Annotated in this window: 18 protein-coding genes; 10 read left to right on the plus strand and 8 right to left on the minus strand. The window is 42.5% G+C overall.

Features of this window, described 5'->3' with window-relative positions:
* The first annotated feature begins 25 nt into the window (after nt 1–25).
* The 3 genes from IH598_02945 to IH598_02955 are packed head-to-tail and all read left to right on the plus strand — an operon-like array spanning nt 26 to nt 6310.
* Nucleotides 26–1618 (plus strand): cytochrome C, encoded by a 1593-nt coding sequence (locus IH598_02945; protein MBE0637456.1) that lies wholly within the window; start codon nt 26–28, stop codon nt 1616–1618.
* Complete coding sequence (locus tag IH598_02950) at nt 1600–4692, plus strand: hypothetical protein (GenBank protein MBE0637457.1); 3093 nt, start codon at nt 1600–1602, stop codon at nt 4690–4692. The genes IH598_02945 and IH598_02950 overlap by 19 nt, the downstream gene beginning before the upstream one ends.
* Nucleotides 4685–6310: a hypothetical protein gene (locus IH598_02955; protein MBE0637458.1), complete on the plus strand. Its 1626-nt coding sequence runs from the start codon at nt 4685–4687 to the stop codon at nt 6308–6310. The genes IH598_02950 and IH598_02955 overlap by 8 nt, the downstream gene beginning before the upstream one ends.
* A gap of 2 nt (nt 6311–6312) precedes the next feature.
* Here the strand turns inward: IH598_02955 and IH598_02960 are convergent, their stop codons facing one another.
* Together IH598_02960 and IH598_02965 are read right to left on the minus strand one after the other, a co-directional pair.
* A complete protein-coding gene (locus IH598_02960) occupies nt 6313–7062 on the minus strand; it encodes a DNA-binding protein (GenBank protein ID MBE0637459.1) in 750 nt (249 codons plus the stop codon).
* Nucleotides 7063–7208: 146 nt separating this feature from the next.
* Nucleotides 7209–10853, minus strand: coding sequence for a S8 family serine peptidase (locus IH598_02965; protein ID MBE0637460.1), 3645 nt, complete (start codon nt 10851–10853; stop codon nt 7209–7211).
* A 360-nt stretch (nt 10854–11213) separates the two neighbouring features.
* Here IH598_02965 and IH598_02970 point away from each other — a divergent pair, with 360 nt between their 5' ends.
* On the plus strand, nt 11214–12251 hold the full coding sequence (locus tag IH598_02970) for a hypothetical protein (GenBank protein MBE0637461.1): 1038 nt from the start codon (nt 11214–11216) through the stop codon (nt 12249–12251).
* Nucleotides 12252–12254: 3 nt separating this feature from the next.
* Complete coding sequence (locus tag IH598_02975; GenBank protein ID MBE0637462.1) at nt 12255–13025, plus strand: T9SS type A sorting domain-containing protein; 771 nt, start codon at nt 12255–12257, stop codon at nt 13023–13025.
* Nucleotides 13026–13269: 244 nt separating this feature from the next.
* On the opposite strand, the gene IH598_02980 is transcribed toward IH598_02975, so the two are convergent.
* The 3 genes from IH598_02980 to IH598_02990 form a co-directional block, all read right to left on the minus strand.
* A complete protein-coding gene (locus tag IH598_02980) occupies nt 13270–14313 on the minus strand; it encodes a low specificity L-threonine aldolase (protein ID MBE0637463.1) in 1044 nt (347 codons plus the stop codon).
* A 103-nt stretch (nt 14314–14416) separates the two neighbouring features.
* Nucleotides 14417–16201, minus strand: a complete 1785-nt coding sequence (locus IH598_02985) for an acyl-CoA dehydrogenase family protein (protein ID MBE0637464.1) — start codon at nt 16199–16201, stop codon at nt 14417–14419.
* A gap of 99 nt (nt 16202–16300) precedes the next feature.
* Nucleotides 16301–17185: a hypothetical protein gene (locus IH598_02990; GenBank protein MBE0637465.1), complete on the minus strand. Its 885-nt coding sequence runs from the start codon at nt 17183–17185 to the stop codon at nt 16301–16303.
* A gap of 336 nt (nt 17186–17521) precedes the next feature.
* Here IH598_02990 and IH598_02995 point away from each other — a divergent pair, with 336 nt between their 5' ends.
* Nucleotides 17522–18136 carry a deoxynucleoside kinase gene (locus IH598_02995; protein MBE0637466.1) on the plus strand — a complete coding sequence of 205 codons (615 nt, stop codon included), beginning with the start codon at nt 17522–17524 and terminating at the stop codon, nt 18134–18136.
* Nucleotides 18137–18140: 4 nt separating this feature from the next.
* On the opposite strand, the gene IH598_03000 is transcribed toward IH598_02995, so the two are convergent.
* The 3 genes from IH598_03000 to IH598_03010 are packed head-to-tail and all read right to left on the minus strand — an operon-like array spanning nt 18141 to nt 20038.
* The gene (locus IH598_03000; protein MBE0637467.1) at nt 18141–19016 is read right to left on the minus strand and encodes a fructosamine kinase family protein; all 876 of its coding nucleotides are present in this window, start codon (nt 19014–19016) and stop codon (nt 18141–18143) included.
* A 24-nt stretch (nt 19017–19040) separates the two neighbouring features.
* Complete coding sequence (locus IH598_03005) at nt 19041–19484, minus strand: hypothetical protein (GenBank protein ID MBE0637468.1); 444 nt, start codon at nt 19482–19484, stop codon at nt 19041–19043.
* Nucleotides 19481–20038 carry a sigma-70 family RNA polymerase sigma factor gene (locus IH598_03010; protein ID MBE0637469.1) on the minus strand — a complete coding sequence of 186 codons (558 nt, stop codon included), beginning with the start codon at nt 20036–20038 and terminating at the stop codon, nt 19481–19483. The genes IH598_03005 and IH598_03010 overlap by 4 nt, the downstream gene beginning before the upstream one ends.
* Before the next feature lie 136 nt (nt 20039–20174).
* Between IH598_03010 and mgtE the strand changes: the two genes are divergently transcribed.
* From mgtE to IH598_03030, 4 genes are all read left to right on the plus strand, one after another.
* Nucleotides 20175–21500 (plus strand): magnesium transporter, encoded by a 1326-nt coding sequence (gene mgtE, locus IH598_03015; protein MBE0637470.1) that lies wholly within the window; start codon nt 20175–20177, stop codon nt 21498–21500.
* A gap of 49 nt (nt 21501–21549) precedes the next feature.
* Nucleotides 21550–22458 (plus strand): glycosyltransferase family 2 protein, encoded by a 909-nt coding sequence (locus IH598_03020; GenBank protein ID MBE0637471.1) that lies wholly within the window; start codon nt 21550–21552, stop codon nt 22456–22458.
* Nucleotides 22459–22469: 11 nt separating this feature from the next.
* Nucleotides 22470–23237: an FkbM family methyltransferase gene (locus tag IH598_03025; GenBank protein ID MBE0637472.1), complete on the plus strand. Its 768-nt coding sequence runs from the start codon at nt 22470–22472 to the stop codon at nt 23235–23237.
* Nucleotides 23238–23422: 185 nt separating this feature from the next.
* Nucleotides 23423–24010: a bifunctional nuclease family protein gene (locus IH598_03030; GenBank protein MBE0637473.1), complete on the plus strand. Its 588-nt coding sequence runs from the start codon at nt 23423–23425 to the stop codon at nt 24008–24010.
* Nucleotides 24011–24060: the final 50 nt, after the last annotated feature.

Consider the following 24060-nt stretch of genomic DNA (forward strand, 5'->3'; position numbering starts at 1 on the left):
CTAACCATGAAGTAATCATACCGAAATGAATGAGCAGAATGTAAAAATATCAATCACCCTTGTGTTCCATTTGATCCTCGCCTTGCTGGTCAACGGACAGATTTCACCTGGTGACCTGGCCGCAGTACATGCTCATCTCGAAGGCTTGTCTAACTGTACCAAATGCCATACCTTAGGGGATAAAGTAACGGATGAAAAATGCCTTGATTGTCATGTTGCGATCAAAACGCTTATTGGACAGAAAAGGGGTTACCATGCATCCTCAGAAGTAAAAGCCAGGAACTGTTTTGAGTGCCATAACGATCATCATGGGAGGAACTTTCAGATTATCCGGTTCGATCCCAATAAGTTTGATCATGACCTGAGCGGGTATAAATTGGAAGGAGCCCATGCAAATAAAGATTGTAAAGATTGCCATAACAATGATTTTATAAAGGATTCAAAACTAAAAGAGAAACAGAGTACTTACCTGGGTCTGGAAACAACCTGTCTTTCCTGCCACGACGACTACCATCAGAAAACGCTGCAGGAAAATTGCCTGGATTGCCATAATTTTGAAGGATTTAAACCCGCGCCTAAATTCGATCACAAAAATTCAAAATTCCAATTGCGCGGGAAACATCAACAGGTTGAATGTATTAAATGTCATAAAATTGAAGAACAGAACGGAAAGACTTTCCAGGTATTTAAAGGGGTGGCATTTGCAAACTGCACCAATTGTCACGTGGATGTTCACAACAACAAATTCGGGTCGAATTGCAAGCAATGTCACACTGAAGAATCATTTCATATTTTGCCGGACCTGAATGTTTTTAATCATAACCGTACCCCCTTCCCATTGGAGGGAAAACATATCAGCGTTGATTGCAAAAAATGCCATAAAACAAAATATACCGATCCATTGCCCCACAATTCCTGCATGGATTGTCATGAAGATTATCACAAAGGCCAGTTTACGACTGATGACAAGCGGGCTGATTGTATTTCATGCCATACTGTACAAGGTTTTCAGGGTTCATCGTTTACTATCGAAAGACACAATGAAACCCATTTTTCGCTCACCGGGGCGCATCTTGCAACACCCTGCTTTGCCTGTCACTATAAAGATGAGACATGGAATTTCAGAAATATCGGGATCACATGCAACGATTGTCATGAAGATATCCATAACGACTTAATTGACAAAAAATATTATCCCGATTCGGACTGCAATACATGCCATGAAACTTCCCGCTGGCGTGATGTAAACTTTGATCATTCACTCACTGAATTTGAACTTGAGGGTGAACATGCGAAGCAGCTTTGCCGGGCGTGTCATTTCCCAATGTTTGATGGCGTTAAGGCACAGCGCTTCAATATTTTGACATCGGAGTGCATCCAATGCCATGAAGATGTTCATTTCAACCAATTTAATGAAGGTGGTCAAACAGATTGCCTGCATTGTCATTCCTTCGAAAACTGGGAAGCCAGCCATTTCGATCATAACAATACAAGATTCCCCCTTGACGGAAAGCATAAAGATGTGGCATGTAAAAAATGTCATTTAGAAGTTGTTCAGGGGGACAGGGTTTATACACAATATAAAATGGAGCGTTTCCAATGCAAAGACTGTCATTAATTTTTCTGGTTGTGGTACCCATCCTTTTTGTCGCATTCCAGGCGACAAAATCACCACATGGCGAAAAGTTTGAAATGGATTGTGGAATATGCCACAGTCCTGAAGGATGGCAACTGGACAAGGAACATTATAGTTTCGATCACAGTACCACACAGTTTCCCCTCGCCGGGCAGCATCAGACTTTTAATTGCCGGGGCTGTCATGTTTCGCTGATTTTTTATGAAGCCCAAACGGAGTGTATTTCATGTCATACCGACATTCATGAACAAACTGTTGGTATGGAATGTGAAAGGTGTCATACTCCTCAAAACTGGTTGGTCCCCAATATAACCGAGATTCACCAGATGAGCCGTTTTCCTTTGATTGGACCCCATGTCACAGCCGCTTGTTCTGATTGCCACGTTTCTGCAAGTTTACTTCGGTTTGAACCATTAGATACAGAATGTGTCGCTTGTCATGAAGATGATTATCTGGCTGCCACTAATCCAAATCATGTTGAGAACAACTATTCTACAAATTGTGCTGAATGTCATAACCTCTATACTTTTACATGGACCGGGGTTGGAATTGATCACAGTTTTTTCCCTCTCAACCAGGGGCACAACATTGCCGATTGCTTTCAATGCCATACTCCAGGGGCTGATTACTCTAATATCTCCAACGATTGCTTTTCCTGCCACGAACAAGATTATTATGCTTCGGATAACCCCAACCATACTGCTTCAGGTTTTTCGACAGAATGTAACACTTGTCATACTTTAGCTCCAGATTGGAAGCCTGCCGATTACAGAGAACATGATGCCCTGTACTTCCCAATTTATTCTGGAGAACACAATGGCGAATGGAATGATTGTGCGGATTGCCACAGCGATTTTTCCAACTTCTCCGTATTCACTTGCACTGACTGTCATGAACACAATAAAAATGACATGGATAACGAGCATGATGATATTAGTGGTTATTTATACGAAAGTATGGCTTGCTATGGATGTCACCCGACTGGCACGAGCGATGATAGTTTCGATCACAATGCCACTGCTTTTCCGCTTACTGGGTTCCATCTTCAAACACTTTGCAGCGGGTGCCATATTTCAGGATATACCGGTACTCCAACTGATTGTTTTGCCTGTCACGAACCTGATTACACCCAGTCAATTAATCCAAACCATGTCGAACTCGGTTTTGACAATGATTGCGCCTTATGCCATACAACCCAGGCAGGATGGGAGCCTGCAACATTTGACCAGCACAACGAAGTTTATGCCTTGACAGGTGCACATGCTGGAATTGCCAACAATTGCGCCGACTGCCATAACGGCCAGTACAACAACACGCCAAATGCTTGCGTCGGTTGCCATCTAGAAAATTACAACCAGACTACTGATCCTCCTCATGAAGCGGTTCAATTTTCGACCGAATGTGATCTTTGCCACTCCACAGCGGCCTGGGAGCCCTCTACTTTTGATCATGACGGGCAATATTTCCCTATTTACAGCGGCAATCATAACGGTGAGTGGGAATCCTGCACCGACTGTCATACTGCTCCTGGTAATTATGGTTTATTCAGTTGCATTGATTGTCACGAACACAACCAAATCGACACGGACAGGGAGCATCAGGGAGTGGGAGGTTATATTTATGAAAGTACCGCATGTTACGAGTGTCATCCGACAGGAGAAGCCTCAGGCGCCTTCAATCACAACACCTCGTCATTTCCCCTCACTGGAGCACATATATTAACCGGCTGCATTGATTGCCACGAAAATGGTTATGCAGGTACACCTTTCGAATGTTTTGCATGCCACGAACCGGACTATACCCAGTCGATAAATCCAAATCATGTTGAACTCGGTTTTGCCACTGATTGCGCATTATGCCACACAACTCAGGTGGGATGGGAGCCTGCATCATTTGACCAGCATAACGAAGTTTATGTGTTGACAGGCGCACATGCCGAAATTGCCAACAATTGCGCCGACTGCCATAACGGCCAGTACAACAACACGCCAAATGCTTGCGTCGGTTGCCATCTAGAAAATTACAACCAGACTACTGATCCTCCTCATGAAGCCGTTCAATTTTCCACCGAATGTGAGCTATGCCACTCCACAGCAGCCTGGGAGCCTTCTACTTTTGATCATGACGGGCAATATTTCCCAATTTACAGCGGCAACCATAACGGTGAGTGGGAATCCTGCACTGACTGCCATACTGCTCCTGGTAATTATGGTTTATTCAGTTGCATTGATTGTCACGAGCACAACCAAATCGACACGGACAGGGAGCATCAGGGAGTGGGAGGTTATATTTATGAAAGTACCGCATGTTACGAGTGTCATCCGACAGGAGAAGCCTCGGGCGCATTCAATCACAACACCTCGTCATTTCCCCTTACTGGAGCACACATAATAGCAGGCTGCATTGATTGCCACGAAAATAGTTATGCAGGCACACCTACCGATTGTTTTGCCTGCCATGAACCCGATTTCAACACATCAGTCAACCCAAATCATGTCGAGCTCGGTTTTGCCAATGATTGTGCTTTATGCCACAGCACACAGCCAGGATGGGAACCTGCCACCCTTAATAACCATAATGATTATTATGTGCTGGAAGGAGCGCACAGTGCCATTGCCAACAATTGTGCGGAATGTCATAACGGAAACTACAACAACACTCCCAACAGTTGCTTTGGTTGCCATGAAGAGCAGTACAATCAGTCTAATAATCCCCCACATCTCTCGGCTCAGTTTCCGATAGAATGTGAGACCTGTCATACACAAAGTGTTTGGGTACCATCAACATTTAATCATGATGCCATGTATTTTCCAATATACAGCGGAAAGCACAAAGATGAATGGGATGCCTGCGTGGACTGCCATATCAACCCGGGTAATTATGCCATTTTTAGCTGCATTGATTGCCATGAACACAACCAGCCAGATATGGATGATGAACATGAAGATGTTCCGGGATACCAATACAACAGCCTGGCCTGCTATGCATGTCATCCCAACGGCAGAGCGCCAATGCAAATGAATAAGATGGACGTAAATATCAGAATCGATGATTAATTTTTTGAAAGTTATCGTTACCATTTTACTGATCACCTTCTGCGGTTTTAAGTCCTTCGGACAGCAGGCAGATGATGGAAAAGTATATGGAACAATCACTTACAAAAGTGCCAGCAATGTTTATGTCCGGTTTGAATCTACTGAAACGGTGAAAGCCGGAGATACGCTCTATTTTCAGCGCGATGGGGTGTTGATCCCTGCCCTTGTTGTCGAAAGCCTTTCTTCCATTTCATGCCTTTGCGCACCCATCGAAGGAATCAATTTGTCTGTCGGAGATAAGATTTCTACATTTCCAAAAATTGAATCCATTGGCAAGAACACAATACCACCAGAGGTGGAAGAAGTTGTTTTATTGCCGTTTGTCACCCCTCAAAGCGATACAATAGAAAGTCAAATTCCTGCAAGAAGTGTACAGCAGGAAATCTCCGGAAGGTTTTCTATTTCTTCTTATTCTGACTTTTCAAACACTATTGCCGATGATGGTCAGCGCATGAGATATGTGATGGCGCTGAATATGAAAAACATAAGAGAATCAAGACTTTCGTTTAAGAGTTACATTTCATTCAGTCACAGAAATAATGTATGGGATGAGATAAAAAGCAACATCCATAACGGATTAAAAATTTACAACCTGAGCCTTCATTATCAGGTGTGTGAAGATAAAAATCTGTGGTTTGGGCGAATGATCAACCCAAAGGTTTCAAGCCTGGGAGCTGTTGATGGTATTCAGTTTGAGAAAAAGTTCAATAAGATCACTGTCGGAGCATTGGCTGGTTCAAGGCCGGATTGGACGGATTACAGCTACAACTTCAAACTTTTCCAGGCAGGAATCTATGCCAGTCACGAACTGGCTAAGGATAAACTCACCATGCTAAATACCATTGCAATCGTTGACCAGGAAAATGACTGGAATACCGACAGGCGTTTTTTATACATCCAGCATTCCAGCAGGATTGTAAAGAAGGTTTATTTTTTCGGTTCAGGAGAATTTGATTTGTACAAAAAACTAAACGACCAACAGCAAAACACCTTCAATCTTAGTAATTTATACTTGCAATTACGTTACCGGATGTTCAGCAATTTCTCAGTATCACTGGCTTATAGTGCCCGTAATAATCTGATTTTGTATGAAACGTACAAATCGTTTATTGAAAAGCTGCTTGAGACTGAAACACTCCAGGGATTCGTACTCTCGGCAAACCTGAGGCCTGTAAGGAACATCGATGTTGGAGTGAAGGCGGGTTACAGAAACAGACCCGGCGATATGAGGTCGTCAAAAAACCTTTATACTTATGTGAACTTTGCCCGCCTGCCTGTTTGGGGCCTTTCGGCCAATATCACTGCAATTTTTCTGGAAACGGGGTATTTAAAGGGAAAAGTTTATGGTGTAAGGTTGTCACGGGACCTGATAAGGGGTACATTGTATGCTTCTGCCGGATACCGGCACAACAAGTATGATTATTTTAACCAGGAATATTCTCTTGCCCAGGACTTGCTGGAACTCAACTTAAATCTCCAAATGAAATGGAAAATGTTCGCTTCATTAAACTATGAAAGCACCTTTGATAAAAGTATGAAGTTTTACAGGGTATATGTAAATCTGACCAAACGTCTTTAAGACTATAACGAAGTGTTGAACTGCCAGGTTGCATCTTCAAGGATAGCATCGTACTGGTATCCTGAGCCAAAGTCTTTATCAACACTTAAGGTCCCTGTAAAAGTAACAATATCGCCAACTGCGAAATCCACCGGCAATGTTGATGTAATGGTCAGGTCATAACTGCCCTCACTTTCAGTCCCATCCTGAATATGTATCCAGTGACGTTTCATAATGTTTTGACTGATTTTCACCACCTGACCTCTTACGACCACTTTTGTCCCCTCGAGCATTTTTTTATTGCTGAAAATTCCTGCAATGGTAATTCCGTTTTTTGCTGGTTCAACCTTTAAGCCCGCTTGCACCGAAGTTTTGGTGTGGTCGTGGGGAACAGATTTGGCAAGGTTATCTTTATGCCCACCATTTTCATTTCCAAAATCCTGGATAAACATCACTGAGTCGAAGGTTGTACCCAGTTGTTTACTTTCGAAATCTTTTACCATCATTCCTTCTACATAGGAATAAAGTTGCCCGACCTCAATCGGCCTGGCGGTAATTGCAGCCCAAAAAATTTTGCCGTTGTCATCAAGTTTAACATAAGTGTAGGTTCCGGCATCTGTAGCTTCGAGAACTTTGGCCTTTCGCTGATTTCCTGAAGCTAAAGTGTTCATGATTTCATCAAGTTTTTCACTTTTTTGTTTTGACTTGTCAATTCCTTCGTTGCACGAAGCCAGCATTATTGCTACCAATGAAATGATGATTGAAATTCGCATAAAAATTTATTTTGATGTTTATAAAGATTTAACGGTTTACTGAGGTAAACAAATTGAATTGCATTTTGTCAATTACTTTTCCTAAAAAAATTGAACCCCGCCAGAAAATGTATCAGGAGGGGTTCAATTTTTTAAAGTTTGTTTATCTACCTGATTTGCAATTTGGTTTGATAACTTTTTGTGCCGGATTTAACTTCGAGGAGGTAAACGCCAGAGGTAAGTTTTGTTAGATTAAGTGATTTTGTGAATTGGTTGTCCGATACTTTAACGTTGTCACTATGAACGGTTTTTCCTGAAATATCGGTAACTGTCAGTTGATAATCTCCTGCAGGGATTTCAAGTAGAGAAACATTGAACATTCCTTTCCCCGGATTAGGATAAACCTGCACTTGAGTTTCGGTTGATCTAATATTATCGACAGATGTAATATCTGTGATGGCAATATCATCAATTGCCATGTCACTTTTTTCTCCGCTGCCTGTGTACCCTCTTATTCTAAGGCCAATCACTGACCCGTTCCAGGGTGCGAGGTCCACGATCAGTTCATGCCATTCATCACCCTGGTTTCCAACTACCGGTGGCACAATGTCGCGGATGATTTGTGTACCGTCAAAGAGGTCAACATGCAGTCGTCCCATATCCGAACCGTAGGCGTGATACCAGAGGCTGAGTGCAGGACTTTGCCCATTGGTCAGATCAATGCAAGGAAGAGATAAAACAGCCTCTTTGAAATAACAACCCACTGAGGGTTCAAGGTAAAGATATTGTCCGAGAGGATCACCGGTTGTATGATCGGCTGATGGACCTGTTTCAAAAGAGTAGGTACCACCCCGCCAGGTTCTCCAGTCCACATCGTCAAGCACCTGGTTAGTGAGGTTTATCCAGCCATCGGCGAGATTGCAGGTGTAGAGTTCACAGATTGGCGCCGGTAGGCACAATTCAAATTCTTCCATTGTTTGCAGGTTTCCCGGTGCCATCGAAACCCCTTCGATTACTTCAAAATTGGTAATCAGTTCGTTATTGCCGGGATTTTGATCGGGAGCGTACACTATCCAGCTTTTCAGGACATACGAACCAACCTGAGAAATATCGATGTTTCCAGCAAAAGTATAGGTGAGGATGGAATCAGGCATAATTGTGCCTGTATAGGTTTCTGTAAAAATATCACCTTCGTTGAGTTGGTAACTGAAATCGGGATCGATGACGGGCTCAAGGCCGAAATTTTTTACTTTGATGGTAACGCCAAGGCTTGTGAGCTCCATGCATGACTGGAATAATCCCCATGTAACTGAAGGGACATCCAGCATCATCGCGTCTGTTCCATAGCAATTTAAAGTTCCTGCGGTTTTTTGGATGGCAATTGCCCGTTGCCCGACAGATCCATCTGGTGCATGGGCACTTACGCTGAACCAATGAATTTGTGATGCGCTTACACCTTGGACGATGAAAGAGTTGGTCGAGGTTGTGCCAATGGGGTCCATATATTTTTGTCCAAGCTTGTAAATAGTATATCCAGATGCGCCATACACCTCGTTCCAGCTAAGATGCAGATCATTTTCACACGCCCAGTCAACAGACAGTCCGGTTGGTACAGGCACAATAGTTAAAGGAGCATTTGTTTGGGAGACAGATTCACCGCGCGAAATTCTGACCCACGCCTCACCGGTCATGGTTGAAGGAACGATCCAGTTGTAATAGCGAACATTACCGGCAATATCATTTCTGATCATTTGCCACGTATCGCCGTTATCCAACGAATATTCGAGCACAAAAATACCCTCAGTCCCCGGAGCATCCCACCGGATCATTTCTTCAGCTCCCGGAACGAGTTTTTCGCCTCCATAGGGATAAGTAAGAACAATTTCATCAGGGATAAAGTCATAAATGACATAATAGGTTTGTGGTCCCTGTGGCACTGTCGAGCCGGTCACTGACAATGTATATTGACCTGGTTCCGGCGAAGTAAGCGTAACCTGTTCCTGGTTATTTCTAACATCAATGCCGCGCACAGCAGTCTTATTGAGGCTGTCAGGATTTGGATAATGGCTGAGCACCCATGGCAACCATTCGGATGAGGAGGGATCTGTTACTTTAATGTCGAGATTATTAACCAATGCCCAGTTAGTGTTGACTGTTGACTCGAAATCTACCCAATAAACCATCACACGCATTTCGGCTGTGTTTTCAGGAACAATAAACTGATGTTCGATGGTTTGTCCATTTGCAATAGTTGCTGAATCGTATCGGCCTTCTTCCAATACCTGAACTGCTCTTAAACCGTTAATTCTGCCGAAGCCATAACGGAAGTCTGGTCCAGGGTTCCCAAGGTCATCGGCGGTGTTCATCACCAAAGCTTTCATCATTCCACCCGTAGGGTCTGCGCCGCCATTTAATTCACGGTGTGCCTGAAAGAGTTGTGTGATCACACCGGCTACCCCGGGGCATGACATGGAAGTCCCGGTTTTAAAGCCATAATTGTTTGGATTGATGGTAGAGTACACGCTTGTTCCTTTAGCTGAAATCTCAGGTTTAATACGCCCGTCATGAGCAGGGCCGCGACTGCTGGAACTTGACAATCCGTCGGTAGAGTTCAGATTAGCCACAGCGATGACGTTTTTGGCTGCTTTGTGGCCACCTGTGATATTTCCCCAGCCCGCTCCGGCGCCGTATCCGCAGTTATCAGCCCCGGCATTTCCAGCAGAGAAAACATGCAATAATCTGGTGTAAAGGCGCATCTGCTGGTCCATTGTTCGGGTTAACGTGGTATAACCCGCATTACAACCATCGCTGTAGGAAGTGGATGAAACCCTGATTTGGTTTGAGCCGTAATGTGCTGGAATATTGTTGAAACCCGCATAATTGGAAGCACTGTAATTATAGAGGTTTGCTCCGAAAGCATTACCCCGGGTTGTGGGGTCAATGTTTCCCCCTCCCATGATGATACCTGCACAGTGATCACCGTGGTCGCCAATATTGTTTCCCATGTATTGGGCCAAGACCCGCCCTTCATAATCAATGTGAGGACCGATAACCCCATCATCCTGAAGCATTACGTTTACACCTGACCCGTCATAATGACGACCAGTTGAAAAATCATTGGCTACTGTATTGGAACGATGCAATGTTCTGCCTGTATAATTATCCGGTACGGGAGTGGGGTACACTGGCTCGAGATAAACAACAAAAGGCAGTTGTGAAAGCATTGAAATATCTTCAATTGGGGTGATTATATGCACATACTTGCTGAAATCATTCCGATCTTTTACATCATACCCCTGGTTTGTCAGCGCAGCCAAAACCTTTTCAGGATCTAAATTTGAGAAATAGCTGAGCAACAGTTCAATTTTTCCATCCTCACGAAGCGAATGTTCCGGAAACTCATGGGTAAAGAGTGACGGCGCCAGCTTTATCGCATCAGTAACAGAAACAATGCTCCTGATATTTCCTGTCGTGAGTGCTATGGAGACAAACCCGCTTTGAAAAGCTGCAAAATAGCCGTAATGTGGAATATAATCCAGGAGGAGGATCCCGCCAGCCGAAAGGTTTTGACGCTCTGAATCAGTGGGGATCTGATAAAACTGGATAATAGCGAAAAACTGGTTTTCAAAAAGCTGATCTTCAGTTATGGCAGGTGATGCTGCAAAATCGACTACGTTTTCAACAGGAGTGAACGTTTGATTTTTGAAATGCAATTGGTAGTCAGGCTGATTTTGAGCTGTTAAAAATGTTGCAGCAAAAAGGCACAAAGCTGTTAAAGTCGCAAACAGGTTGACAGATTGAAATTTCTTCATCTTTAGTTTAGTTATTTAGTGGAACAAAGCGCCAAAAATATAATAATTCTAAATAAGGACTACTTAAAAGTAAATTGTTGGCCTTAAATGGGCAATTTTTAGGAAAAGTTAATAAATCGGGCACTGCTGAGCATAAATAAGAAACCGGGGAATTGAAAAAAGTTACCTGTTGAAAATCTGCCTGAAACTTTGGGAAATGGCCCTGAACAATAGCAGACATAATTGGTGTATCATTTTTGAGGGTACATTTTATACCGGCCTAAAAAACACCTATTTGTTAAAAATATGTTAATCTTTGTTTTCCATACATGGAATTATCTACATTTGTCCGCTCATATTTTCATTAAAAAATCATTTAGTATGAAAAAGTTTGTCTACCTGATCATTCTGCTATTAGTGCTGCATTGGCCGGCCTTTTCACAAACTACCGTCATCAACGAAAATTTTGAAACTGATCTGATCGACTGGCAGTTTGAGGGAAACTGGTTTCATGAACCAGGCTACATTTTTATGTACTATCATCCTATAACCTACGATTACGATTTTTGGGTAATATCTCCTGAATTTGATGTCCCTGCAAGTGGTGGAGATTTAATCATCAACCATTTCATTGATGTTTACATGACAAATGTCACCGATGAAAAGTGCGAAATCAGCATCATTCATAATGGAGAAGAAGATGTTGTTTGGGAATATGCACTCACAGAAGGCGCCTGGGGAAGCATATTCGGAACCGATATGCTGATTCCTTTGGATGAATTTGTCGGTGAGACGGTTCAGCTGAAGATGAGGTCTTATGGCGCCAAGTCGAATGCGCTCTGGGGTTGGTTTATCTTTAATGTAAATCTCACGACATTTTTTGACCACGATCTTGCAGCCATTCAACTAACCGGACCTGGAAGCCTAAATCCCAATCAGACCGGGACATGGTTGCTTAATGTGAAGAACCTTGGATTGAACCCTGCATCAGATTTCTCGCTAAAGCTTTTTAGCTATAAGGAAAATGAAGAATTGGCCAGCGCTACATACAGCGGAACAATTCAGCCGGGAAACTCAGCGGACGTTCCGGTAAACTGGAATTCAGACATGATTCATAATTCTGTTTTGTATGCCGTAATTGACCATACCGCCGATCAATATTCAAAAAATAACGCATCCAAGGGGCAGTTTGTAAGAATTAGTCCTCCTCAGGATTTCAATGTGATGTTGTGGGACAACGACAATGGTATAGCCACCATTGCAAATCCTGAAACAGGTGTGCTTGAGCAGCCCAACATGGGTATCGAAAAAGCACTGCAGGCTGCCGGTATCCAATACTCGAAGTTTTCGAACCTTCCGGCTGACCTTGGCCAGTATGATGTCATTCTGGTCACGATGGGTTGTTATTGTCTGAGCTGAGGTATGACCCCGCCCGGTACTGTAAATGCAACAGACCAGGCCAGGCTCGTTGATTACCTCAACAATTACAATGGAAATCTTTATATCGAAAGTACAAAACTCGGATATGACCACTTTGGCACAAGCATGATGGCACAGTTTGGAATAAAATTCCAGGATCATGGCGATGTGTATGAAGTTCAGGCCATCGAATCCAAAGATCAAGACCTGCTGGCGAACATTAACTATGTTTATGCCGGAGGCGACTCTCCGCACTACATTGTTGACCGTTTGATCCCCACCGGTGCAACTTTACTCTACTCCTCCGAAGACAACTACCAACGGATATTTTTTTATAACCCCGACGATCAGTACAAAGTCATTTCATCTTCTGTTGTGTTTGGCGCGCTTAAGGATGGTGACAGCTTAAGCATGAAGCCTTATCTTATGGCCGAGATGATCAATTATTTGATGGGATCAGGAACTACTACGAGCCTCTTTGAAGCCTTTGGAAATACTGATGAATTTGCTGTTTCCGCTTACCCGAACCCTTTCAGCAACCAAATCAACATTGGTTTTGATCTGCAGCAAGGCAGTCAGGTGTATATCCGGATTTACGATCATTCAGGACGTGTTGTCAAAGAATTGGTCAACGGTCAATTACCTGCCGGAAATCATTCATTCACCTGGAACGGGCAAAGCAATACAGGATTTAAGCTTGATGACGGACTTTATGTTTACAAAATTGAATTTGACGAACAAGTCAGATCAGGAAAGATAGTATTGACAAGATAATCCATAAATTAAAGTAGATACTGAGGATGCCTGGATCAAGTCCTGGCATCCTCCTTTTTTTTTCAATTCAGCCATTCAAATTGATTTTGATGGGATTTCCCGCAAAATAGTTTTCATTTTATCAATGAGTCCAGTCTAAAAAGCTTTCAAACTGCTGATTTTTACTCCTGACCCAAAAGGGAGATCTTTAAAAATCAGCAGTTTATAAAAGTCCCCTTTAAGGGGTTTTGGGGTAAATTTTTTTTTAGACCGGATTCATCAATTGTTGCGCTGCTTGAACAAACCCCTCCACATCTTGCAGGGTTGTGTCAAAAGAACACATCAGACGAACTTCGTTTTCAGCTTCGTTCCAAACATGAAAAAAATATGCTTCCTGCAATTTTGGAATCAAATCCCCGGGCATGATAGCGAATACACCATTGGCCTCAACCGGTCTGCTCAATGTGATGCCACTTACTGCGGGCAGGCGTTCTCCAAGTAATTTTGCCATCCGGTTTGCATTTTCGGCGTTGCGTTTCCACAGGTCGTTTTCGAGATAGGCCAGGAATTGAACGATGATAAACCTCATTTTGCTGGCCAGTTGCATGCCTTGTTTGCGGTTGTACTGAAATCCCTCAGCCAGTGATTTGTTCAGGAAAACGACGGCTTCTCCGAACATCAGTCCGTTCTTGGTGCCTCCAAATGAGAGGACATCCACCCCGCAATCAGCGGTCATTTCGCCAAAGCTGCAACCCAATGCTACGGCTGCATTAGCAATACGTGCGCCGTCCATATGCAGGTACATATTGTTGGTATGTGCAAAATCAGCAAGTGCTTTGATTTCTTTAAGGTTGTAAAGTGTTCCCATTTCGGTCGCCTGTGAGATACTGATCAACCTTGGCTGAACATGGTGCTGGAAGCCAAAACTGTTAAGAAACGGCTCAACCTGCGATGGTTTAATCTTACCGTCTTCGCAGTGAACAGTCAATAATTTCCCGCCTGTGAATTTTTCCGGAGCACCAGCTTCATCTTCATTCAGATGTGCCGAATGAGGCGTTACCACTGCTTCCCAAGAGCGGAGCAATTGCTGCACCGAAAGTACGTTTGCGCCGGTGCCATTGTAAACGAAAAAAACCTGGATCTCGTCACCAAAAATTTCCTGAAACCGTTGCTGTGCCAGCCCCATCAGGGGATCATTTTCGCCATAGGCAGGATGATGACCATAATTAACGGTGGATAAAGCCTGCATCACTTCGGGCGACACTCCCGACCAATTGTCGCTTGCAAAACCTTTACGGTAAGGAGGCATATAGTTTGTCATTGCTTTGGATTTGCTGTAAACAAATTACCCAGTATTTTTTAAAGGATGGTTGGTAAACCCGGTTAAGTAAATGTATCGAATGTGCTTCTCCTTAAAATTTGTAAGCGTTTTCTTCGATCAGGTAATTGGCAATCCGCCGGCGTGCTTCTTTGGTGTTCACAGGTTTTACAGATGTCAGTTTGCTAATATGGCACATCAGCTTCTCGCGGTAGTCCTGGTTTTCAGCAAAAGAGTTTATGGCATCTTTCCCACATTTGTGAATGATATCGGCAGCGTCGTAAATGAAAACATCCACAATATCTTTATAAATACTCAAAGCTCCGGCGCCTTTAAGACTTTCAAGCTTTTCAAGGCGGAGCATCGCTGATTCTGAAGCATAAACCTGCATGATCATGTCCGAAATATTGAACAGGATTTCCTGCTCGTTGGTTAAGCTGCGCTGGAAAACTTCTGAAACTTCGCCAAGGAGAATTAAAGCTGCTTTTTTGAAGTTCATGATAAAATGCCGTTTCTCTCCGAAATAGTCTACAGGAACCACCTCCGTTTTTGGTTCCTCCATACCTTTAAGTATAGATTTGGAGTACCTGCTGACATCAAAACCTTCTTTCAGTGATTTCTTGATGGTGGTATCCACTACCAGCATTCGGTTAATCTCATTGGTACCTTCAAAAATACGGTTGATCCTTGAATCGCGATAAGCCCGGTCTACCGGAGTTTCGGACGAAAAGCCCATTCCACCGAAAATCTGAACGGCTTCGTCAACGATGAAGCTCAACGCTTCGGAGCCAAATACTTTGAGGAAAGCAGCTTCGATGGCATACTGAGCAATCCCTTCAATTGATGCTTTACTTTTTGGGTATCCTTCTTCGAGCAGTTTCTCGATCGTGTCGTCAATCAGTTGGCCAACGCGGTAAACCGATGCTTCTGTTACCCAGGTTTTAATAACCTGTTCGGCCATCTTGTGCTTGATAGCGCCAAATTCTGAGATTGATTTGCCGAACTGCTTGCGCTCGTTGGCATAGTTCACCGATTGTGTAATGGCACGTTTTGCTGCTCCGAGCACTGTTCCCCCCAGCTTTATCCTTCCCATGTGAAGAATGTTGAGGGCAATACGGAACCCTTCACCTCTGGCTCCGAGCAGGTTTTCCACCGGTACCCTGCAGTCGTTGAAGAAAATCTGAACGGTTGATGAGCCCTTGATCCCCATCTTTTTCTCTTCGGGATTGAAAACAATGCCCGGGAAAGCGCGCTCGACGATGAATGCACTCAATACGCGGTCGTTATCGATTTTTGCAAACACAGTCATAATATCAGCAAAACCGCCATTAGTGATCCACATCTTCTGGCCATTAAGGATGTAGAATTTACCATCTTCCGAAAGGACAGCACGTGTTTTTCCGGAGTTGGCATCCGAGCCGGAGTTGGGTTCAGTGAGGCAATAAGCTGATGTAAGTGCACCGGTAGCAAGACTGGGGAGATATTTTTGTTTTTGCTCGTCGTTACCATAATAAACGATAGGCAAAGAGCCGATTCCAGTATGAGCTGAATAGGCGACTGAAAAAGAATATCCGGCGCCCATGTATTCGCTGGCGAGCATGGATGTTACAAACGACTGGTCAAACCCCTCGTATTCTGCAGGTACAGAAATACCAAGCAACCCCAGTTCACCGGATTTCTGCAACAGGTGTTTCATCAACCCCTCTTCCTGACTGTCAATGCGGTCGAGATTGGGATAAACAAAGGATTCCAGAAAATCGCTGCAGGTTTGAGCGATCATTTTTTGTTCTTCAGTAAATTCTTCAGGTATGAATACATCTTTGGCTTCCGATTCTCTGATCAGAAATTCGCCACCTCTCAAAATGTTGTCTTTTGCCATCAGATAATTTTTTTTAAAATTTGGCTGCAAAGGTAAATAAATACCGGCTTAGAAGCTGATTATTGCCTCTAAGCCGGCTGGAATTTTATCAAATGATCGTTATTCCATTACAATCACGTCAATTTTGATTTTATCACCTTTTTCATAAGTGTCCACAACCTTGATGTAACCCAGTTTCTCGCCAACTGTCCTGAACATAAACACCTGGCCAACTTCCAGTTCACTTACTTTTGATGTGGCATCGGTAGTATTGTAATCAGGGAAAATATGCAAATCGCCAATTGCATCAAACTCGGCGGCCGTCATGGTACTTGCATTAAAACGGGTTTGGTTTTTCGTTGTCCAGTCACCCAGTTCAAACGACGGAATGGTGTTGGCATCTTCATCATCAGGCGCTGCGATGGAATTGATAAAAGTCACTCCTTTAAAGAATAGGAAGTCAACCTTAGCCTGGTTTAGTTTTGCTTCTGGTACTATATAAACAAGATCATCAACAGTGTTGTAGAAACTGCCAATAGGATCATTGAATGAACCCAATTCAATGTTGGTTACTTTTTTTACTGCTTCACCCAAATAAGGTGGCTCTGTAACGGTAGCATTCAATTCCTTTTCATCTGTCAACCCTCCATGAGCAGTGATTTTAAAGGTAACCTTGCCCACACCCACACCTACAAACTGGATTTCGAAATCAGCATTAAAATCAGGTGCATCGAATACCGTGTCAACAAGTGTCAAGGTGTTGTACAAGATGTTGAACCTTACCAAATTATGTTCGTGGGTTGTACTTTTCGAGGCAGTTACTCCAAACTTCACGGTTGTGCCTTCAATGACTTCAAAATCAGCAGATGTGTAACCTTCGCCGGTTTTCAGGGTTAGTGCTGGCCCCATGTCCACCACTGGTTCATCCTCGTCTTTACTGCATCCTGCGATAGCTACTCCAGTCAAAATCAACATGGCAAATGAAAAAAATCTCCAAAATCTCATAATTCCTAATTTTAAAATAATTAATAAAAAGTTTTAAATTTCAAATTGTGCGATGAAACGATTTGATTACCGACATTATTTTAGTTGAAATGATATCTATTTCATTAAATCAGGCCAATGCGGAGAATGGATTAAAATTTCGGCAGTAAAAGATTGATATCACATGATAAGTAATTCATTTTGCGAACAGGCAAAATGCATCCTTTTAAAAAGCCAGACAGATCGCTGCTGGGTTGCAGTTGAAAAATTTATTCCATGTTTTCAGTTTACGGGAGTGCATTATTTGTATTTTTACCACTCAGTTTATCGACATTAATTTCAAAAAAAGCAAGAGTTATGCATATCGCAGTTGCAGGAAATATTGGTTCAGGAAAAACCACACTCACCACGTTGCTTTCCAGGCATTTTAAATGGGAGCCTCACTTCGAATCTGTGGACGATAATCCCTACCTTCACAGTTTTTATGAAGACATGCGTCGCTGGTCATTCAACCTCCAGATTTACTTTCTCAACAGTCGTTTCAGGCAGATCATCAAAATTAGGGAAAGTGGGAAAAATGTGATCCAGGACAGGACAATTTATGAAGATGCCTACATATTTGCTCCTAACCTACACGAAATGAACCTGATGACCACACGAGACTATGACAATTACCGGTCGTTGTTCGAGCTGATGATCAGTTTCATAAAGCCCCCGGACCTGCTGATTTACCTTCGGGGTTCGGTGCCTACCCTGGTCAGGCAGATACAGAAACGTGGCCGCGATTACGAGGAATCCATCCGGCTCGATTACCTGAAGAGCCTGAACGATCGCTATGAAGCATGGATGGAGAATTACACGGAGGGAAAAAAACTGATTTTTAACGTGGATCAGCTTGACTTTGAAGAAAAACCGGAGGCGCTGGGTTATGTAATTGATCAGATCAACGCGGAGCTGCACGGACTTTTTTAGAGGCTCAGAATTTTTGTAAAATACGTTGAACTGAACCCAGGTATCCGCCACCAAAGAGAATAACGTGAACCATGAGCGGGTACAAATTGTAATATTCCAACCTCTGTTGCCAGCCTTTTTCCAGTGTATTGTAACTGGTGTAAGCATCATAAAACTTTCCTGAAAATCCTCCAAAAAGTGTTGACATGGCAATATCTACCTCCGGATGGCCATAGTAAATTGCAGGATCAATTAAACATACCCGACCATCTTCAGTCACCATATAATTACCGCTCCAAAGATCACCGTGAACCAGTGACGGCCTGGTTTCAGGGAAAATTTCACCAAGCCGCAAATAAAGACGCCCGAAAGCTGAAACATCCTCTCTGCCGATCTTTCCTTCTTCCCGTGCCATTTTAACCAGGGGCTCTAATCTTTCTTCAATAAAAAAATCTGTCCATTCATCGTGAAATGTATTGCTTTGATATAGTGAACCCATAAAATTGTCGTGATCAAGCCCGAACTGCCCGGCTTTGTGACGATGCAGGGCAGCAAGCTTAATCCCGAAATCCTCCCAGAAATCACTTCTTTCTGTTGCTGATACGATAAATTTCAACAAGAGAAACGAAAAATTTCCGCTGCTTCCATAATGAAGCACATCCGGCACATTAATCTCATTGAGATTTTTCAATAGTTTTAATCCGGCTGCCTCTTTTTCGAACATGCCCGGATAGCGACCGGCATTATTGTATTTTAGAAAATATATACCGCTGGCTGTTTTGATTTTGAATGCCTGGTTTATCGATCCTCCTGATATTGTTGTAGCAATCAGGTTATAATCAGACGAATCTGATAATGCCAAATGAGAGATGAGGGATTTCTTAATTTCGTCAGGAAGCATAGGTTGAAATCACTGTTTGCAGAATTAAAGCATCACAACGTGGGTGTTTATCTTTTTTCTCAACAATTTATCCCCCAAAAACAACACTATGGAGGCTAGTATGATCATCAATGGCATGGAAGAAAACTTAATGTTTGCAAAACCATTGGTAAACATACTGACGATTGATGAAAACATATTGACATAATTCATCAGGCTAATCCCCGGCTGAACATCGGTATGGCTGAACCGGCCAAATACATCAAACGAAAAAATCATGTAGCCCACTCCAACAAATGCGGCTGCTATTAATGTCCACTGCCACCAATTGAATGGCAATTTTTCAACGGTTTCCTTCTCCACTTTTATCACAGGAATGGCGGCCATCACTTTGTCGGTAAAACCCTCAGAAGGTTTGTCATCGTCAATGTTATTCAGCAGATTTTTAAGAAAATCATCTTTGATATGCTCTGTATTTTGTAAATTCATAGTTCAAGTTGTTTTTTCAATTCATCGTACATACGTTTACGAATTCTGTAAAGCCTCACTTTGACATTGGATTGCGATAATCCTGTAATTTCACTGATCTCATCCACGGGACATTCGTTTTTGTAAAACAAATTCAGTAACAAATTGTCTTCTTCGGGTAACTTTTCCATCACGGCGTTCAGCGCTTCGATCTGCTCTTCTTTGTCCAGTTCTTCCATGCCTCTGCTCACATGATCTGTTGTATAATTATCTATTAGCGCATCATCGATAGCTGCAAATTCGGTTTTTGGTCTTCGAACCCGCGAAATGGATGTGTTATAGGCTATTCGGTAGAGCCATGTCGAAAAACGTGATTTACCTTCAAAGCCTTGCAATGCCTGGTAAGCTTTGATAAAGACATCCTGCGCCAGTTCTTCGGCCTCATGATGATTTCTCACAATTTTATTTACAATCGTAAATACCATATCCTTATGCTTCTCAACCAGCATTTTGTATGCTGCAGCGTTGCCTTCCAGTACCTGCCCGATATAAAAGTTGTCGTCCCTGAATGTCATTCGAGTTCTTTGACGTGATAAAAAAGCAAAGGTTACATTTTTTCAAAAATACACTTTTCTGTTTGATGAGTAAAATGAAGCCTGTGCCTATTTTTGTTTACTTTTACCGTCTTATTCATCGCATAGATTTAGCGCCATGACCAATCATACCGTACTGTCGAAACTCCACCCGACTGATATAGCCGCGGTAATTGAATCGCAAAAAGACAACGAACAGCTGATCACTTTCCTGATGCTTCCGAAGGATTTGAAAGCAGAGGTGTTCACCTATTTTTCTCCTTCGATGCAGGAGGAGATGATTCAGAAACTTGGATCAAGCCAAACCGCTGAGATCCTTGAAAATATGGCGCCTGACGATCGCACCGAAATCCTCGAAAACATCCCTGATACACTGATTAAAGAGAGCATCAATCTGCTTTCGGATAAAGAAAAAAATATTGCCCTTAGCCTGTTGGGCTACCCCGAAGGGTGCGTTGCCAGGCTGATGACTCCGTATTATGTTCAGGCAAAAAAGGATTGGACAATCAAAAAAACTTTCGACCATATTAAGAAATTTGGCAAGAAGGCTGAAACGCTCAACTTCGTTTATGTGGTGGATGATAACAATAAGCTGATTGATGACATCAGGATTGGGATTTTGCTGATGGCCGATGAAAGACAAACCCTTGACTCAGTGATGGACTACGAGTTCAAAAACCTGGTCACTACCATGTCAAAAGAAGACGCCATTCACTATTTCGACAAATACGACCGTGCGGCCCTGCCGGTTACTACTGTTGACGGAACATTGGTGGGGATTGTGACCTTCGACGATATCATGGACGAGATCGAAAAGCGCGACACCGAGGACTTCCAGAAACTTGGCGGTGTGGAAGCACTTGACCTGTCATACACCGAGACTCCGCTGCTGAGTATGGTGCGAAAACGTGCTTTTTGGCTTATCATCCTGTTTGTTGGCGAAATGTTTACCGCAAGTGCGCTGGGATTTTTTGAAAGCGAAATTGCCGCTGCCGTTGTGCTCGTATTGTTCATACCGCTTATCATTTCCAGTGGTGGTAACTCCGGATCGCAGGCAGCGACACTGATCGTGAGGGCTATGGCATTGAAGGAACTTTCGTTTAAAGACTGGTTTTACGTGTTGAAAAAAGAAATATTCTCGGGATTTCTCCTTGGAATGATCCTCGGTTCGGTTGGATTATTGAAAATAATCGCCTGGCAATATTTTGAAATTGCCGATTATGGAGAACACTGGCTTTTCCTTGGACTAACGATTTTCTTTTCATTGATCGGGGTGGTGATGTGGGGTACTTTTAGCGGCTCGATGATTCCCATCTTCCTGAAAAAATTCAAATTAGATCCTGCAACATCCTCTTCCCCACTGGTTGCTACCCTTGTTGATGTAACCGGGATTGTGATCTACTTTTCAGTCGCTGCGCTGATGCTTACAGGCAAGTTGCTTTAGTAAATGTTCAATTTTAATTTTTATACACAAGCAATCAAACCATGTGATCATGAAAACTGTTTCCGTTATTCTGACCACTTTTAATTCAGAAAGGTTCATCGCCAGGACGCTCAACTCAATCCTGAACCAAAAAGGAGTTGGAACAGATTTCAACCTTGAAGTGATTGTCGTTGATGATTTTTCGAATGACAGAACACTGGATATTTTAAAGGCTTACAACATTAAAATTATATCTACAAATTACAATTCCGGTGGTCCAAACCGCGGAAGAAATATTGGGATCAAGGCAGCTACCGGCGATTATCTTTGCATTGCCGACCATGATGATGAATGGGTTGAGGACAAAATATTAAATCAACTTCCCTATCTTCAACAAGCCCCCATTGTTTCATCGGGTTACACAGTAACTGATATTCATACGAATAAGAAACTTCTGCGATATGATGAAAGCCCTGATGGTGCTGTCTTTTATGCCGAAAATGAAACCTTTCTGAACAAGCTGAAAAAAACCAATAAAGGTCAGAAAGCCTACCTCGGCAGCCTTATTTTTCACAGCAACCTGAAAAACATTCTTTTTGAAGAATCTTTTGGAGTGGTTGATTTCGATTGGATCCTGAGACTTTTTCATAAACAACGATCAGTTGAAATCAGCAGACCATTGTATAACCGGTGGGTCGAAAGTTCGAATTTATCCCTGAATGAGTCTTATCGACGAAAAGACTTTTATTATTCATTGATGATTATTGAAGATTATCGTGCTTTGTACCCAAAAGAAGTCAACATTGCTTACAAAAGAATTCATGGCTCAAGAGCAAGGTATTATTACCTGATGGGCAACATGAAGTTAGCCAGGTTCTTTTTTGCCAGGTCTGAATGTAGCATTAAGACCCTGGCATATTATCTTACAACATTTTTCGGTTCATCATTCGTTAAGAAGCACTTCAATGTTTTTGGTTAGAACAGCTGTATATGATCACACGATTTAAGGATAAGTTTAGTGAAATTCTGTTGAATTATCATTCCGGAAAAAGGAAGAAGTCAATCGCAAAGGAAATTGATCCTGAATTTGTTGCTCATTTCAACATTGATGTTGAATGCAAACCGGCATGGTATGGAACAAGCTATGGCGGTTTTTATGTGCTGCCTGAACTGCTCAACGAAAATTCCATCATCTACTCGATCGGTGTCGGGAAAGATATTTCGTTCGACAAAGCCTGTATCAAAAAGCACAATTGCAAAGTGTTTGCTTTTGACCCCACGCCAAAATCTATTGAATGGATCAAAAGGCAGAAGTTACCGGTAAATTTCAGATTTTTCCCTTTTGGAATCAGCTCTGCAGACACAGGTTATTTTGAATTTTACCTGCCTAAACATGAAAAAGGCGTGTCAGGAAGCCTTGTGTTGCAAAATGATGTTGCAAAAGATAAACCCATTTCTGTCCTGATGAAATCATTCAGCGATATTACAAATGAACTGGATCACCGGCATATTGATGTATTAAAAATGGATATTGAGGGTGCAGAATATGTAGCTTTAAAGCATGTTTTAAACTCACCGGTCATCGTTGATCAGCTCATTATTGAATTTCATGATCGCAGTTTTGAACAGACTACACCCAAATCCAGGAATATTGTAAAGCAATTGCTTGATAGCGGCTATCACATTTTTGGTTGTTCGATTTCGTTTGAAGAAATTTCATTTGTGCATCATAGAAAGTTCAAAGCGCTGGGATTGTAAGTATACAGATTTATTTCCTCATCACGGCAATATTGGTCATCTGAAAAAACAAATTCCCTGACTTTTGAACAAAGATTTAGCATGCAAGTTTGTTAAGTGAAGCATAAGCCAAAGGAAAATTTGCGGGCTCATTCATTAATTTTAATTTTGTGCTTTCGTATTCTTCAAAGAAAAACCGGATTACTATGGATAAAATCAAACTTGAGATTCTTGGAATGTCATACAGCCAGTCACAGAGTGGCGCTTATGCACTGATCCTGGGGGAAGTGGATGGAAAACGCCGGCTTCCGATCATTATCGGTGGGTTTGAAGCACAGGCCATTGCTATCGAATTGGAAAAAATGAAACCTGCCAGGCCGCTCACACACGATTTACTCAAAAGAGTGGCTGATGCATACGGAGTCAGGGTAAATGAGGTGATCATCAATAAATTTTTTGAAGGTGTTTTTTATGCACAGCTCATTTGCGATGATGGCAAACAGGTAATGGAAATTGACTCGCGCACATCGGATGCAGTGGCCATTGCATTGCGCTTCAACTGCCCGATTTATACTTTCGAGAATATCATGTCGCAAGCCGGAATTGTGGTTCAGGACAACAAAGACGAAAAGCAGGAAGCCGAAGAGTGGTTTGGCGAGAAGGAGGATAGCCCTTACGAACGATTTTCTATTGCAGAACTAGAAGATATGATCCAAAAAGCTGTAGAATTGGAAGAATACGAAAAAGCTTCAAAAATAAGAGACGAGATTAAACGCCGAGAACGCACAAAATAATGATATTTGCACCGAAGTTTTAATTCATGATTTTTTAATCAAAATTTCGG

This window comes from Bacteroidales bacterium, from assembly GCA_014860585.1.
GTDB lineage: Bacteria > Bacteroidota > Bacteroidia > Bacteroidales > 4484-276 > RZYY01.